At 40.0% G+C, this 15,559-nt stretch carries 9 protein-coding genes and 2 pseudogenes; 5 read left to right on the top strand and 6 right to left on the bottom strand.

Annotation, left to right across the window (positions count from 1 at the left end; translation table 11 throughout):
• Positions 1 to 116: 116 nt before the first annotated feature.
• Genes FCN25_RS14165 through FCN25_RS14175 form a run of 3 tightly spaced genes read right to left on the bottom strand, consistent with a single transcriptional unit; the run spans position 117 to position 4,769 of the window.
• Complete coding sequence (locus FCN25_RS14165; RefSeq protein WP_137227416.1) at positions 117 to 2,162, bottom strand: bifunctional diguanylate cyclase/phosphodiesterase; 2,046 nt, start codon at positions 2,160 to 2,162, stop codon at positions 117 to 119.
• Positions 2,163 to 2,166: 4 nt separating this feature from the next.
• Positions 2,167 to 2,697, bottom strand: coding sequence for a YfiR family protein (locus FCN25_RS14170; protein WP_137225838.1), 531 nt, complete (start codon positions 2,695 to 2,697; stop codon positions 2,167 to 2,169).
• Positions 2,698 to 2,705: 8 nt separating this feature from the next.
• On the bottom strand, positions 2,706 to 4,769 hold the full coding sequence (locus FCN25_RS14175; RefSeq protein WP_137225840.1) for a TonB-dependent siderophore receptor: 2,064 nt from the start codon (positions 4,767 to 4,769) through the stop codon (positions 2,706 to 2,708).
• Positions 4,770 to 5,077: 308 nt separating this feature from the next.
• Between FCN25_RS14175 and FCN25_RS14180 the strand changes: the two genes are divergently transcribed.
• The 3 genes and pseudogenes from FCN25_RS14180 to FCN25_RS14190 all read left to right on the top strand — a co-directional run bounded on the left by FCN25_RS14180 (position 5,078) and on the right by FCN25_RS14190 (position 10,464).
• Entirely contained in the window at positions 5,078 to 5,593 is a 516-nt protein-coding gene (locus FCN25_RS14180; protein ID WP_137225842.1) for a VF530 family protein, read from the top strand.
• Between the two features lie 340 nt (positions 5,594 to 5,933).
• Positions 5,934 to 8,512: pseudogene (locus FCN25_RS14185) on the top strand (acylase).
• Positions 8,513 to 8,994: 482 nt separating this feature from the next.
• Positions 8,995 to 10,464 (top strand): carbon starvation protein A, encoded by a 1,470-nt coding sequence (locus FCN25_RS14190; RefSeq protein ID WP_137225844.1) that lies wholly within the window; start codon positions 8,995 to 8,997, stop codon positions 10,462 to 10,464.
• Between the two features lie 86 nt (positions 10,465 to 10,550).
• On the opposite strand, the gene FCN25_RS14195 is transcribed toward FCN25_RS14190, so the two are convergent.
• Positions 10,551 to 11,765, bottom strand: a complete 1,215-nt coding sequence (locus FCN25_RS14195; RefSeq protein ID WP_137225846.1) for a 4Fe-4S binding protein — start codon at positions 11,763 to 11,765, stop codon at positions 10,551 to 10,553.
• 244 nt (positions 11,766 to 12,009) lie between these two features.
• Between FCN25_RS14195 and FCN25_RS14200 the strand changes: the two genes are divergently transcribed.
• Both FCN25_RS14200 and FCN25_RS14205 read left to right on the top strand, forming a co-directional pair.
• On the top strand, positions 12,010 to 13,029 hold the full coding sequence (locus FCN25_RS14200) for a DUF2817 domain-containing protein (RefSeq protein WP_137225848.1): 1,020 nt from the start codon (positions 12,010 to 12,012) through the stop codon (positions 13,027 to 13,029).
• Between the two features lie 3 nt (positions 13,030 to 13,032).
• Positions 13,033 to 13,836 carry an alpha/beta fold hydrolase gene (locus FCN25_RS14205; RefSeq protein WP_137225851.1) on the top strand — a complete coding sequence of 268 codons (804 nt, stop codon included), beginning with the start codon at positions 13,033 to 13,035 and terminating at the stop codon, positions 13,834 to 13,836.
• 93 nt (positions 13,837 to 13,929) lie between these two features.
• On the opposite strand, the pseudogene FCN25_RS21370 reads toward FCN25_RS14205, so the two are convergent.
• Together FCN25_RS21370 and FCN25_RS14210 are read right to left on the bottom strand one after the other, a co-directional pair.
• Positions 13,930 to 14,046: pseudogene (locus tag FCN25_RS21370) on the bottom strand (LysR family transcriptional regulator); the annotation flags it as partial.
• A gap of 126 nt (positions 14,047 to 14,172) precedes the next feature.
• The gene (locus FCN25_RS14210; protein WP_217495314.1) at positions 14,173 to 15,468 is read right to left on the bottom strand and encodes a sigma-54-dependent Fis family transcriptional regulator; all 1,296 of its coding nucleotides are present in this window, start codon (positions 15,466 to 15,468) and stop codon (positions 14,173 to 14,175) included.
• Positions 15,469 to 15,559: the final 91 nt, after the last annotated feature.

Here is a 15,559-nt window from a genome sequence, read left to right on the forward strand (position 1 = left end):
ATTGGCACGATAATTTTTTACCACTGCAAGCTTAGTGAATGTCTTCATTCGAAGTTAAATGCCAACTTATCAGACTCAAAAAACTATTTTTGTATTACTATTTGTGAGTTGTTTTATTACTCTGTGACAAGTAGGGTTGGTGTGACATATTGGTCAATAAAATCTTTTGACGGCATAGGTTTAGCAAATAAATACCCTTGTAAGTAGTCACAGGATAATTGTTTTAATAGTTGATGCTGGCCTTCCGTTTCAACGCCCTCTGCCACTACTTTAACCTTTAAATTATGTGCCATAGTGATAATTGCCCGCACTAATGCGATGCTACTTTCATTAGTATCCATATGTTTAATAAACGAGCGGTCAATTTTTAAAATATCAATATCGAGTCGCTGTAAATAAGCTAATGATGAATATCCGACCCCAAAATCATCGATGGCGATATCAATACCATAATGGTTGAGTCGTTGCATTTGCTGTTGAACAGGTGAGTCAGGATCCATTAAGGTGTTTTCTGTTACTTCGATAATCATGGTATCGCGGGGGAGGTCATGTTTATTGCACGCTAATATCCATTCATCAACCCACAAACCGTCATGATCAATTTGCAGCGGTGAGGTATTGACACTCACTTGCATTTTTTTGCCCGACAATTGATAAAAATAGGCCGCATCTTCAATAGCCTGACCTCTAACCCAGTTACCTATATCTTCGATTAAGCCATTTTCTTCGGCAACTGGAATAAACTCATTAGGGCCAATAAGACCGCGCTGTGGATGGTTCCAACGAATGAGTGCTTCTGCTTTGGTAGCATTAATGCCACATTGGTCAAAAATGGGTTGATAAAACAATACAAATTGACCGAGTTTAAGTGCGATGCGGATTTCTTCGATAAGTCGACGTTTTTCAATCGCTTGTTCTTCAATAGCATGAGAGAAAAATTCATATCGATTGCGCCCTTTGCTTTTAGACAAGTACATGGCTTGATCGGCATGTTTGACTAATTCCTCAACATTTTGACCATCACCAGGATAGAAAGTAAGCCCGATACTACCTGTCACATTGACTTGCACCTCTTTGATGCTAATACATTGCATGAGGCTACTTTTCACCTTTTCAGCAATTGTGGCAGCGTGTTTTAAGTCACTAACATCTTCAAGAATTAAGGTAAACTCATCTCCGCCTAGGCGCGCAACAGTATCATGATCTCGAACGCATCCGCGTAAACGTTTAGCCACTTGATGAAGTAGCAGATCCCCATATTCATGGCCTAAGGAATCGTTAACTTCTTTAAAACCATCGAGATCAATAAAGATGAGTGCAAAAAACATATTATCAATATCAATAAGAGACTGGAGCTTTTCATAGAAATACCGTCGATTAGGAAGCTGGGTTAATCCATCTTGATAAGCATATTCGTGTAATTGAATATTGGCATTCTCTAGTTCTTTAGTTCGCAGTTGTACTTCACTTTCAAGCGAACTCTCACGCTGCTCAATATTTTCTAACATGCTATTAAAACATGTGGTTAATTGGCCAATTTCATCTTCAGACTGAATTTGAGCACGTAAACTGTAATCTTGTGATTCGGTTATTTTTTGCGAAATATTAGCGAGATAAAGCATTGGACTTAAAAACTTGCGTCGTAAAAATAAAGACAAAAAGAAACTGGCAATAAAGGACGAAAGCAAGATTAGCACAATAAACTTACCATAAAATGTCACCCTCTCGATGATCAGACTGTCATCGACTGAAATCTGCAATTCACCATAATGTTGGTTATCGAGTGTTAACGGAGTAATCACTTGAGTGATGTTATGGAGGTCGCTATCAATAAGAATAACGGAAGGGCTTTGTGATAATGCTTGTGCTAAAACAGCACCTTCTGCACCGGTAACCAATACTGATAAGACATCGGATCTTAACAAGATCGGATTAATCAGTTCTTGGATTGCGTCTTGATCATCAAAAAGCATGGCTGCGGTGATGTTTGGGGACAACATTTGCGATAAGCTTTGAAGGCTTTCAATTTGTTCTTTTTTGGCTGAAGACAGTTCGAAAGCACTGAATATTAATGTCACAACAAGTGTCGAAATGACGGCAACACCCATTAAAATAAACTGAAGTTTTTTACTAATAGTATTAAGAGTGAATAATCGTTTCATAGAATTAGTCATTTACTACTCGTCCTAGGCGTAATACTTTTGAGCTCATTGTAATGCCTGACAGTGTTAATCTGTCGGGTGAGACTTCAAAACGTATTTTTCCTCCGGATAAAAAGAAACGAATATGTCCACCTTGTTGAATAAAGTTGTCAGTTTCTCCGACGATCATCACATCTTCAAGGCGTTTGTTATTCAATTGCTGCCAAGATTCTAGAGTATCAGCGGTGATAAATAAAATATCGCACTGAGTAAGATCTGATTCTGTAAGAATGACCTCGATATTTTTAATTGGCAGCTTATTGACTTTCCTGCCACTTAGCACGGTGCGTGATGTATTAATAAAGCTGTTATCAGGGCTACACAGTGTAAATGAGGTCGCGGTATTTGAGTGGTTATGCCATTCACCGTAGCGAGCAAAGTTAAATAAAAAGCCTGCTTTAAGTGCATATTCTTTTTCGACAGCTATCACGCCTTGGCTTATGGTAAGCAAAAGCGTTATTAATGATCCATACAGAATACGTTTAATAGTTAACATCAAGTCAGTTAGAATTTCGCCGTAATTTTAAAAGTGACACTTTCGTCTATATAAGTTGATTGTGTATACGTTTCACCATGATTGCCATACTCAAGATGTGAGCCTGCAAACAGGTTTTTACCCATAATTGCAAAGGCCCAATTAGGCTGAAAAGCCCAATTCCAAGTTATATCCAGAGCGGTATAATTATCTGTTCGATAGGCATCACTGTTTTCAACTCTGAGTGAAGCAAAAATATTATGCTGCTCAAAAAAATGTATATCAGCTTTAGTGAAGAGTTGGCGACTCGTTGAGTCAAAGCCAATCGCTGGGAAAGTGTTGTCTGCTAAGTCGTAATTAAAGGTGTTATAGCTGTAACCTACTTCGGCAGTAAAGTTGTCTGACGGTTGCCATGACAAAACTACATCGCCACCTTCAGTGGTAAGCCCGGCATTAGAGACTATGTCAAAGTTAATCGATGTTGTAGTCAATGCTTGTATTGCTGCATCGATTTTCCCTGCCTGAATCATTGCAAAAACGGGGATAAACTGATCGATATTAGGATCGATTTCGATCACGGCTACATTATCTGTGTCAGTATGATAAACCGATAAATCCAGTGCCCATGTTGTGTCAGATAAGCGATAGCCCATTTCATAAGATATGGATTTTTCTGATTTCACTCCATTATTACCGTTTAAGTAAGTTCTGATGTAATAACTATCAATTTCGGGTATTCCAGTGGTGATAGGTGAAACTTCGTCGACTCTTAAACCATCAATAATGTAGTTATCGTTGAACATCAGTAACGAGGGAACCATCACACTTTTTGATGCCGATAGCCATACAACTTGGTTATTGTGTGGTTTCCACACTAACTTTGCTAAAGGTTGGCTTTCCCAACCAGTCAAATCATTATGGTCAACTTTGACACCAACAATGAAGTCTAATTTGTCAGCAATCACGTTATATTGGGCTTGAGCTAGTGAGCCATATTGTTCAAGACTGTCAAAACCACCATCGCTTTGTATAAAAGTACTTTCTGCAAATGAAATTGAGTTGTAACGGTAATTTAGGCCCCAATCAAACTGCAAGTCTTGGTATAAAAAGTTAATTTGGTAATCAAGATCAAATGAGTCGAACTTTTCTTGAATATAGGTTTGGTCACCACTTTGCTTTAACCAAGATGTTTGCAACATTTGGTTGGCGGAAGGCGAAATACGGTTTTCTAATCTAGCCATGATTCGGGCATCGGTACGGTCTAAACTGCCAGTAAATGAGACATTGCGGTTACTACTGTCAACGACGCCATTAAAATTTTGCCCTAATGTTGACTGAGTAATATCACCTTGAATAAGACCTGACCATTGATCGTTCGGGGTGAAGTCAAACCGTGCTCCAACCGACTGTTGCTCGGAAAAGTCAGAGGGCTCCATCTTAATGCCTTTGTCCGATGTTTGGCCATCTTTCACATGACCATAAACTCTGAAGCTGCCGTTGTTGCCGATATCACCACCATATCGAAGGTTAGTATCGACATTTAGCTGGCTACCACTGCTGATATCAGCATGTACGCCTCGAGTGTCGATACTGTTCTTAGTTATGATATTAATCACGCCATTGGTGGCATTGCTGCCCCATAGTAGTCCACCTTGACCTCGTATAATTTCGATACGTTCAATATCGTATAACGGCACGTTCAACGTTTCCCAATAAACGGCAGAAAACTCTGGGGTATACAAACTTTGACCGTCGATCATGACCAGTAATTTGCTGGAAAATCGTGAGGCTACGCCACGAGAAGATATCGCCCATTGATTATTATCAAGTTGTCTAACGGCTAATCCTGGAACCATTTTAAGAGCTTCTGGTACAGACGTTACACCTGAACGAGTGATTTGTTCTTTGGTTAACACATATATAGATGAGGCGGTTTCAAAGGCTGATTGGGTTCTTTTCATCGCTGAAGTTACTTGTACATCCATTGCCATCAATGAATCTAAATCTAAGTCGAGAGTGCTTAGGGATTCTTCTGCGATGACATAAGGCGAGATTAACATAAATAAGTACAAGTATTTTTGTGATAACTTCAAACCAATGTCCTTGAAAACCAGTGAGGATCTATTTTAAGAATGCTACTTTAGCACACGATGTTAACTAAATGTCACTCTATTAGTTTCTATTTCTGGACTAATTAACCTTATGTTAACTAAGGCGTTGTTATTTTAACCGACATCTTTGTCAGCTTATGCTGGAATGAATGAAATGATTATTCATCGACTCAAAAGGTAAGCTGTTTTTATTACACATCAGTTGGACATCTGAAGATGCATAAAGACGATAGCGCATTTTAACGGTAGACTATACATTATAGAGACAGCTTTCGAGGTCATGAGATCACATGGTAGAACTGCAGCAAAATAATCCACTTCACGGTTTAAAATCAGAAACGATGATATCTGAGTTGGTGGCGTTTTATGATTGGAAAATTTTATACGCGGCCTTACGTTTAGAATGCTTTAATACCAATCCTAATTTGGACGCTTGTGTTAAGTTCCTTAAAAAGACGGAATGGGCGAGGGAACGTGTTGAAAATTTCTATTTGTATCGTTTCAAGCGTATGCCAAAAGGTAACTCAGCTCAGTTCGAGTTAAAACCTCGTGAGCGTGGCTTTGCTGATGGTATTTTACCGCGTAAGCCGCAACCTTTAACGGTTGAGTTAGTTGCCGAGTTGAAAGCCAAAGCAACCGCGGATTATGAACAGATGAAACATAATCAAAGTCGTTCATATGCATCTTCGTCATCATCTTCATATTCTTCGTCAAGTCGTTCAAATGACAGTGATGCCGCAACACAGCGCAATAATAAAAATAAGCCGCAACCTACGTTTGATCCAAACAATCCGTGGAATAAATAACCATTAGATAGATGTTATATTAAAGTCTTCGCAACCTAACGATAAGCATATTATCGTTAGGTTGCGTTTTTTATGGAAAATCGAAAGTTATATTTTTCATTTAACTACATAGGGTTAATTGTTTTTATGAGATTTTTTCGAATATTTTTATCAAGGAGTAGACACCCGAGAGAATGATTGCTTAAATAGCAATGCATGTCTTTGTTGTATTTAAGCGCTGCACATTCGCTTCAAGGTCGTTGGGATTACTTTGGGCGCGCAGCTAACTTAAATTGAGGCATAAAGGATTAAATACCTCACCCAGTGTGCTTAGCATTGGGATACAACAAGGATAATAATAATGAAATTGAATAAAATTTTGCTCGCTATCGGCATGGTATCTAGTGTCGCTCTTGTCGGTTGCGATGATGACACTCAATATGGCAAAACACCTCAAGTAACCCTGAACCCGAAGTGACTCCTCTACTACAAGCATTTGCTCCGAATGGCACCTTAAAAGCGCAAATCCGCCGCACTCAATACGGTGTGCCACATATCACCGCAGATAATTTGGAAAGCCTTGGTTTCGGTAATGGTTATGCGCAAGCACAAGATAATTTATGTGTAATGGCCGACGGATTTATTAAAGCTAATTCGCAGCGGTCAATGTATTTTGGCCCCCATGCGTCGTTTGATTTTGCTTCCGGCCTCCCTACCAGTGAGGATAACGGCAATTTAATCTCTGATTTTGCTTACAAAGCATTAAAAATTAGACAACTTGCAGAAGAGCAGTACCCACAATTTAGTTATAACTCGCGCGCCTTAATGGAAGGTTTTAGTGCTGGTTATAATCAATACCTTGCCGATGTAGAAGCCGGTACCCAAACGGGAGAACCTTTTTGCGCCGGTCAGCCATGGGTTAAACCTATTGATGGTGTCGATGTTGCCAGTTATCTATTTTCCATCGCATTATTACCCGGTGCAGCCAACTTTTTAGATTTGATATTCTATGCTAATCCCGGCGATGCAGAAGAGTATTTACCTCGCATAGTTGGCCCCGCACCTTCTGCTGCACAAACTACATTTATACGCGACATGAACAACACCTTAATTGCACGGGCTGCAAACATAACCACTCCCGAAACAAATCCTCGAAACTTGGGTTCTAATGGTTGGGGATTGGGGAAAGATAAAACCGAAAACGGTAAAGGCATGGTGTTAGGTAACCCGCATTTTCCACATACAGGTAACTTACGTTTTTGGCAGTCACATTTAACCATACCAGGACAAATGGATGTGATGGGTGGCTCGTTAGTGGGAATGCCTGGGTTGGTTAACATTGGTTTTAACAAAGATGTTGCTTGGACACATACCTTTTCAACTGCAGAACACTTTGTGATGTATAACCTAGAGCTAGTTGCCGGTGATAGATTGCAATATATGTATGATGGTTCGGCATTGCCGATCACTAAAGAAACGATTTCAGTATTAGTCAACGCTGGGGCTGCAGGCATGTTGGTGGCAGAAAAAGACATTTACACCACAGCTAAAGGTCCTATGGTTGAAGCGCCACCAGCATTGGCGCCGTTTGGATGGGACGATGGCCAAGCTTTCTTTATTCAAGATGCTAACATGGCCAATAAAGATCCCATTGATCATTGGTTAGCTATGAACCTCGCATCCAATAAAGAGGAGTTTCAGCAAGCATTTAAAAATTATGATGGCGTGATTTTTAACAACACTATGTACGCAGATAAAGAAGGTAATGCGTTTTATATTGATGATTCTACCGTTCCAGGATTTTCTGATTTAGTCGTCAATATCATTAAAACCACACCAGAAATTCAGGCCGCTAGAACACAAGCAGGCTTTACTATTCTGCCGGGTAATAACTCGTTATTCAGTTATGATTCACCGATGCCTTATGAACGCGCACCCAAACTTGAACGCAGTGACTTTGTGCAAAACTCAAATAACTCATTTTGGTCGACTAACTTATCTGAACCACTTGAAAACTACTCTCCTTTATATGGTCCAGAGCGAGGTCAATTATCGTTACGTACTCGTATGGGATTAACCCTAATGGATGATGCCGCGGGTGATGACGGTAAATTTAATATTGAAGAACTCGAGGCGGCTTTATTATCTAACCGTGCTTATCTTGCTGAGTTAATATTAACTGACTTAATCAGTCAATGTGAGCAACAAGGTTCTACGCCTGTGATGGTGAGTGATACCTTGTCTAAAGATGTATCTGCATCATGTGCAGCGCTAACAGCGTGGAACGGTAAGCAAGATAATGACAGCAAGGGCGGGGCGTTAGTTCGTGAGTTTGCACATCAATTTGATCAAAGTACCATGTTAACCGAAGCATTTGATTATATGAGCGCAGCAACCACGCCTAGCAAACTCAATACTGATGGCAGTGCGTTAATCGCTTTAGCTCATGCGGCATTGAATCTTGAAGCAGCAGGCTTTGCTGTTGATGCGGCGTTAGGGGATGTGCAATTTGTAGAGAAATCACTCCCAGATGGCACTGCCTCAGGGGTTAAATTGCCTTGGCCTGGTAGCCATAATGCAGAAGGTGGCTTTAACGTATTCTCAACCAGTTTATCCGGTGATGACACCTTAATTCCTCAGCACACGTATAGCCCTGTTATGGATGTTGTATCAGGCAAGGCGGCTGCATCAGGATTAACAGCAGAAGGTTATCAAGTGCGTTATGGTTCAAGTTGGATGATGACCGTAAGCTTTACTGATGATGGCCCTAAGGCAAAGGGTATTTTAACATATTCAGAGTCTAGCAATGTGTTAAGCCCAAGTTTCTCCGATCAAAGTGAATTGTATTCTTCGGCCAAACAATTAAGGCCATTGTTATTTACTGAAGCAGAAATTCAAGCATCTGTTGAATCTACTCTCGAGTTAACCTTGCAAAGATAGACGATAGAACAACATTGTGTTGACTCATGAAACCTCATCGATACTTGTCGGTGAGGTTTCATTATTTTGGATAAGCGAATAAGCGACAATTAGTTTTATTCACTTCGAGAATAGAGAGTATGTTTAGCTGATGTTGATCATATGGATGTGACAGTACGCTCTAGTTCGTGTCATTCAATACGGCATAATAACCCTTACTATTTATGTGGGTAGTTGTGAATTTACATGCAGTAGGTGGGCTGTGATGATTTATTTATAAAATATTATGCTGCGTTAATATCCATAATAAAACTGCATATTATCGAAGTGGAGGGGTAAGCTATTAACAGGATTATAGTTTATCGATAAAGTGAGTATATATGCATAAAAAATTATTAATAGCAATCCCTACTTTGGTATAAGACCCGTAGCTTGACCTCAAAAGCTATCTGAAACACACTCAACATATAAATATATTTCTATATAAAATGGATGATAATAATATGCTGATTTTCTTCATTTGCATCGGGGTGCTAGTGCTCGGGTTCAAGTTTTACAGCCCGTTCGTTGAGCGACAAGCGGGTATCGACCCTAATATAAAAACCCCACAAACACGATTTAATGATGGCGTTGACTATGTACCAGTTCATCCGGTTAAAGCATTCTTAATTCAATTTCTTAATATTGCGGGTGTAGGACCGATATTTGGGCCAATTTTAGGTGCGCTTTATGGTCCTATTGCGTTGGTTTGGATTGTTCTTGGTAATGTACTTGGTGGCGCGGTTCACGATTACTTCTCTGGTGTAATGAGTATCAAAGAAGACGGTAAAAGCTTACCCGAAATTGCTGGAAAGTATTTCAACATCTACTTTAAAGGTGCCATGTTGGTGTTTACTGCCATGTTACTTTTCTTCGTTGGTGTTGTATTTATTATGAGCCCAGCAGGGCTGCTAAGTAACTTAGATTATTTTAAAGACACTTTTTTAAGTAACAATACTTTTTGGGTATTAGTCATTTTAGGCTATTACTTCCTCGCGACTTTGTTACCGATTGATAAGATCATTACCAAATTGTATCCATTATTTGGTTTATTAATGATTGTAATGACAACATCAATTGCTGTTGCGTTACTTATCCATGCTCCGCAATTACCGACAGTAGACGGTATCTTTGCTTACTTCGATCACAGTCACTATAACAATGATTTATTGGAACCTAATCCAAGTGGTTTACCAGTATGGCCATTGTTGTTTATTACTATTACTTGTGGTGCGATAAGCGGATTTCATTCAACTCAAGCACCTATTATGGCGCGTTGTTTAACTAACGAAAAATACGTTCGTCCAGTGTACTACGGTGCAATGGTTGCCGAAGGTATTGTTGCATGTGTCTGGGCTACTGCGGGTATCGCGGCTTTCCCAGGTGGTTATATCGAACTTAAAAGTATTCTCGATATAGGCGGTCCTGGTATGGTGGTTAACCAAGTAGCTACCACTTACTTAGGTGCTGCTGGTGGTATTATGGCGATTATCGCTGTTGCGGTTTTCCCGATAACTTCTGGTGATACAGCATTTAGAGCATTACGTTTAACCATTATTGATGCGTTTAAGATCCCTCAAAGCATTCGAAACCGTTTATTCGTTGCTATTCCTATTCTGATTATTGCTTATTTTATGACTAAGATTGATTTCACTCTAATCTGGCGTTATTTTGCATTCTCAAATATGTTGCTATCTACCAGCGTATTGTGGCTCGCGACCAAGTATTTATTTGATCGTGGTACTTTCCATTGGATTGTGAGTATACCCGCCTCTATTGGTACTTGTGTGACCGTGTCGTACATCATGACCGCAGGTATTGGTTTTGGTTTACCACAAGAGTTGAGTCAGCCAGTGGGTATTGCGGTAGGTATTATATGTCTTATTGCGCTGATTATTGCGCACAATAAACGTAAAGTCGCACCCGTTCTTTAATTCGTTACAGTGTTAATAGAAAAAGGGCTGCATTGTGCAGCCCTTTTTATTGTTCATATAAAGATAAAGATAAAGATTAACAGGCCCTAGTGACCTACGCGATCTAATTTTTGTATTAGTTCCATCTTTATATCTTGAGGTGTTTGGCTGTGCCAGTAACCGCTTACATAGGCAAATAACGGCACCATAAACATAAGAGTAAACAATAAAATCATTAAGCCTCTGGCAGAAAGTTTAATGCCATTACGAGTACTAAATTGTAGCGCCTCTTTTTTAGGACAAGCTGACACACAACGCATACACGCTTGGCACTCGTCTGAATGGATATTCTTTTGAGTATGAACCGATATATTTGCTGGGCAAGCTCGAGTACATTTATCGCAACTCATCCCCTTAGTTTCAATTAAACAATGGTGTGTATCACGGCGAATTTTAAAAGGACTAAAAAAGCTCACTATGCCTAACATTGCGCCATAAGGGCAAATGTAACGACAAAAACCTTGGCGGCGCCATGCTGCTAACGCAAAAATAATGCTAAAGCCAATCAAAGCAATCAATGATGGCATCATAAAAAATACTGCCATTTTTAAGTCAGCTACCTTGTGGTAGTTGCCTGTCAAGTAATTGGGAAGACTTGCCGTTGGCATTGAAACGACCAAATAAACCAGTGCAGCTAATAATAAGTATTTAACCATTCTGAGAGGCCAGTCAATCCAAGCTGGTGGCAAAAGTTCGGCAGGAATAAAACGTTTTCTGAGTTTAAATAAATATTCGCCAGCTAAGCCTAATGGACAAGCCCAGCCACAAAAAGCTCGTTTGCAAATTAGCCCTGTTAATAGCACAACACACAGCATAACCACGGCAGCAGGATGATTTTGATCCCATAAGCCTAAAGTTAAAATAGCTTTAAGTTCAATACCGCCAGCAATGGGTAAAAAAGCATCACCAATATCAGGTCGCATTAACCAAGGGGTTTCTCCGGCATACAGCATTCCTGCATTAATGGCATATTGCACGCCAACCAACAACATGGAAAGGGCAAAGAAATGTTGGCAAATCTCGCGTATTCTATTGGGTCTACCTTCTGCATTAGCAAAAGCGGGTTGGTATTGACCGAGTGCAGTAACAACTAATACTGCGCCAAGCAATATGAGTAATAGTGGCCAGAAAAAGCTAGCAATAGTCGCGCCGAGCAATAATGCCCCGCTAACCAATGCGCCCCATTTTTTGCCACCCCAGTATAGTAGGCTGGTGCTATATACTAAGGCTAGCATTAAGGTGATTGATTCAATTGTACTCATAGAGGATACCTGTATTGTTTTATTTCCTGTCAATAATGATAAAAGTTCTGTTTAAGGGCTAATGTGAGAGGCGTCACCAAAGCCAATAACTGATTTCTAAATATATGATCTATATTGATTTGTGTTATTTATGTAAACATTGTTAAGTAATGTGTTATTTAGCACTTTCAATTTATTGTCATTAACTTGTCTTATTTTAGGGTTAACTTATTAAGATCATTTTTGTGACCGTAAAAAGTGGCTAATGGTTAAGTTTTCATTTGAGCATTCGTTCGAGATCGATACGTTAAAGCGCTTAATTGCCCAGCATCAACATCAATTTAGGCATAAGTCATTGGCTGATTTGTATTATCGTGGTGAAAAACTATCGGTAACCGCCATCGAACTTGGGCAGCAGCAACAACCTTGCCCTACAGTATTATTTGTCGGTGGTGTTCACGGGGTTGAGCGCATTGGTGCACAAGTGGTGTTAGCTTTTTTAGACAGCTTAGTTAATCGACTTCCTTGGGATACTCATTTACAGCAATTACTTAAACATGTGCGTTTAGCCTTTGTGCCGGTGGCGAATCCGGCGGGCTTTTTACGAGGTAGTCGTGGTAATGCTAATAACGTTGATTTAATGCGCAATGCCCCTATTGATTCAGATGAAGAGGTCACTTTTCTGGTGGGGGGGCAGCGACTATCATCACGCTTACCTTGGTATCGTGGTCAACATGGTATGGAGCTCGAAACTCAAGCCTTAGTGAAGTATGTGCAACAACTACAACACCAAAGTACCAGTGTGATTGCGTTAGATGCCCATTCTGGTTTTGGTTTACGAGACCATCTATGGTTTCCTCATGCGCATACTCGGCAACCGTTTGCGGGTATAGGCTATATTTACCATTTAATGCAACTGTTCGAAAAAGGTTATCCTCATCATGGCCATTATCGGTTAGCGCCACAAAGTCATTTTTATCGTACCCATGGTGATATTTGGGATTATTTGGTGGCGAGTGAGATTAGCCATAAACCATTTATTCCGTTAACGTTAGAAATGGGTTCGTGGGCTTGGGTGCGTAAAAATCCACGTCAGTTATTTAATTTTTCTGGGTATTTTAATCCGCAAAAAAGCCATCGCCATCAACGGATTTTACGTCGTCACGTGGTGTTAATGCAGTTCTTGATTGATGCAGCGTATGCGCAAATTATTGAACAGGTTAAACCGACTCAGCTAACCCAATTGACCCAACAAGCCAATCGATTTTGGGCACCGCGAGGATAAAAAATGACCACTTGGGTGTTACTGCGAGGATTAATGCGTGATAGCCGCCATTGGTATAGCTTTGATCAGCTTATACAGCAACAGGGTATCAATCTTATTTGTGTCGATTTACCGGGTAATGGGCGTTTAGCACAGCAGGCCAGTCCGTTGTCGATAGACTTGTATTGTGATGCCGTATGGCAACAAATAGATGCAGCAATGCTTGAGTCTCCTGAGTCAAATTCACTGTTAATGCTGGTGGGGTTGTCAATGGGTGGAATGTTGGCGCTGCAAATGGCTGCTCATCGACCGCAACGTGTTAGCCAAGTGGTGGTCATTAATAGCAGCGCAGCAAATATTTCAACTTGGTATCGACGTTTTCAGCTTGCGCCCTTATTAGTGTGTAGTGTTAAAGCGCTATGGAGGTCGATGGGTGAGTTAATATCAGATTTACGCGGTAATAATCCGCACAAATCACATGTGCATGTTATTGAATCTATTGCATTAAAGTATACCAGCCGTAATCAATGCAACAATATTGAAGTATTACAAGCGTGGAGTGTGATGAGGCAGCAACAACATACCTCGTTCAGTAATGGTTTACGTCAACTTTATGCTTGTGCGGGTTTTAATTGCCCGACATTACCGAGTATTGCGGTAAGTGTCATTGTAGCAAATCAAGATCAACTCGCTCACCCTAAATGCAGTGATAATTTAGCGGTTTTTTATCAAACTCAGCTACATAAAATTGACAACTGTGGTCATGATGCGAGTCTTGACCAACCTAAAGAACTATTAGAATTGTTACAACAGATTGCCAAAACCTAAGCGTAAATCTTCAAACTGGCTTGTTGATATTAAACTCAAAAAACTAAGCTTTACTCTGCATGGAAGAAGCAATACGAACGATGTTGGCTAGCCACTGTTATGTTTGTAAGCACGGTTTTTCATAGCAGTGATTTCGCTTAAAATCTGTTGACAATAATAAACGGTTTCTTCACCTTGCATGGTTAAACTGACTTGACGAGTGGTGTAATGCTAGCCATGAATTTAGCTGTCATTTTGTCAGTTTTAGTAAACTATAATGAAATGAGATCATAAGCAATTGAGCTGGTCAGTATCCCTTTGGAGTTGCTTTAATAACGTTCGCCACCTGCTCTGTGCTTATTGCAACTTTCTATATAATGAGCGAGTGCTAATGCCTGCCAAAGCCGCGGCTTTGTCTTTATCGCCATTAACAGTCTCTAGAAGGTGCAGTAAATATTTTCGTTCATTGCTTTTCAAATCAGTCACAGACTTTGAGCTACCTCCTATTTTTCGATCGATTTCAAGACAGGATTTAATCACATTTCTATCAATAATTGATGTGTTCGCTAACACTAGTGCGCGGGAGAGTATATTCCGCAGTTCTCGAATATTCCCTTTAAAGTCATGATTTTTTAATAAACTTATTGCAGCATCAGTTACTGTGTATCGTCCACTGTCATCTATTCGTTGCAAAATCGCAGTGGTTAAAAGTGCTATATCATCTTTACGGTTATTTAAAGAGGGGATATGAATAGGGAATACATTAATACGATAGTATAAGTCTCTTCTGAATTCCCCACGCTCTACCATTGAAAAAATATCTTGGTGAGTCGCGCAAATAAGTCGGAAATCAGACCGCTTGGTTTCTCGGCTGCCTACTGGGCGATAAGTGCCTGTTTCAATTAAACGTAATAGCTTTATTTGTAGCTCATAAGGCACATCGCCAATCTCATCTAAAAACAATGTACCACCGTTAGCCACTTCAACTAGACCATGTTTATTGTACGTCGCGCCAGTAAAAGCCCCTTTTACATGACCAAATAATTCACTTTCAAACAATGTTTCAGTGAGACCTGAACATTCTAGTATCACCATTGGCTGAGTTTTTCGATGACTTGCAAGATGAATAGCTGAAGCCGCTATTTCTTTACCTGTACCCGTTTCTCCCATTAATAAGACCGATGCTTCTGTTGGTGCTACCCGTGTAATGTTTTCGACCAACTGGTTAAAAACGGGGCTGGTGCCAACCATTCCTGTACCGTCAACTTTTGGGTTTGCCAAGGTTACCGATTTTAAAAGCTCGACAAAAAATTTAACCTCTCCTTTGTCGTCAACAATAGGCAATATTTCGATGTCGACATGCTCTGTACCCCGGGGAGAATGATGAATATGTAATACACGTTCTTTTCTCCTCGAAATGCCTGCGGCAGATAATGGACAGGCCTCTCCTGCTTGGTCACAGGGGACCTCATTATTATGTGACACCTTGTAACAATAAGCTGGTTGTTCCTGATCTATTGCCCCAAAACTTTCAAGATACCGTTGGTTACTTGCAAGTATCTGATATGCGGGAGTAACCAAAATGGCAGGGCAGTCATAAGCATTTAGCATAGTGGCAAAGTCTTGATTGATATCTTGGAGGTTAATCTGCATAACTGACTCCATTTTTGTCAATACATTTGACATATATGGCAATTATATTAACAAAAATACAAAAATATAAAATCAATCAAACATATAAAGT

The sequence above is a fragment of the Shewanella sp. MEBiC00475 genome, assembly GCF_005234075.1.
In the GTDB taxonomy this organism is placed as follows: Bacteria; Pseudomonadota; Gammaproteobacteria; order Enterobacterales; family Shewanellaceae; genus Shewanella; species Shewanella polaris.

Excerpts from the sequence above, each read along its gene's own strand:
- FCN25_RS14165 (WP_137227416.1), bottom strand. The coding sequence starts at position 2,162 with ATGAAACGATTATTCACTCTTAATACTATTAGTAAAAAACTTCAGTTT.
- FCN25_RS14170 (WP_137225838.1), bottom strand. The coding sequence starts at position 2,697 with ATGTTAACTATTAAACGTATTCTGTATGGATCATTAATAACGCTTTTG.
- FCN25_RS14180 (WP_137225842.1), top strand. The coding sequence starts at position 5,078 with ATGGTAGAACTGCAGCAAAATAATCCACTTCACGGTTTAAAATCAGAA.
- FCN25_RS14190 (WP_137225844.1), top strand. The coding sequence starts at position 8,995 with ATGCTGATTTTCTTCATTTGCATCGGGGTGCTAGTGCTCGGGTTCAAG.
- FCN25_RS14195 (WP_137225846.1), bottom strand. The coding sequence starts at position 11,765 with ATGAGTACAATTGAATCAATCACCTTAATGCTAGCCTTAGTATATAGC.
- FCN25_RS14200 (WP_137225848.1), top strand. The coding sequence starts at position 12,010 with ATGGTTAAGTTTTCATTTGAGCATTCGTTCGAGATCGATACGTTAAAG.
- FCN25_RS14205 (WP_137225851.1), top strand. The coding sequence starts at position 13,033 with ATGACCACTTGGGTGTTACTGCGAGGATTAATGCGTGATAGCCGCCAT.
- FCN25_RS14210 (WP_217495314.1), bottom strand. The coding sequence starts at position 15,468 with ATGCAGATTAACCTCCAAGATATCAATCAAGACTTTGCCACTATGCTA.